This is a genomic window from Enterobacter cloacae complex sp.6700776 (genome assembly GCF_048284255.1).
Taxonomy (GTDB): Bacteria; Pseudomonadota; Gammaproteobacteria; order Enterobacterales; family Enterobacteriaceae; genus Enterobacter; species Enterobacter intestinihominis.
In genome coordinates this window covers 1-319 of the sequence record NZ_JBLVYK010000127.1, presented here as the reverse complement: position 1 = coordinate 319, position 319 = coordinate 1, and the positions used below count along the sequence as shown (strand labels likewise).

Here is a 319-nt window from a genome sequence, read left to right as displayed (position 1 = left end):
ATGACGCTGACCTTGATCAGGCTGATGCCGATCAGCGCAATCACGCTGCCGGTAATGATGGGAGTAAAGATTTTCTTCAGCGGTTCGATAAAGCGGCTGACAATCACCGGCACCAGAGCGGCGACAAAGTTAACGCCAAACAGCATCGCCATCATATCCTGCGGCCCGCCGCCCTGCGCTTTTACCCACATCCCTCCGGCCACCGTCACGCCGAGGAAGGCAAAACTGGTGCCCTGCATGCAGATCATCCCGGCGCCGATGCCCCATACCCGATTGGACTGCAGAAAAGTGCCAATGCCCGAGGCCAGCAGCGACATAC

1 protein-coding gene is annotated in these 319 nt (G+C 58.3%); it reads right to left on the bottom strand.

Features of this window, described 5'->3' with window-relative positions; translation table 11 throughout:
• Nucleotides 1-319, bottom strand: a 319-nt coding sequence (locus tag ACNQ0T_RS23540; protein ID WP_417930418.1) for a solute carrier family 23 protein, incomplete at both ends; no start/stop codon positions are given.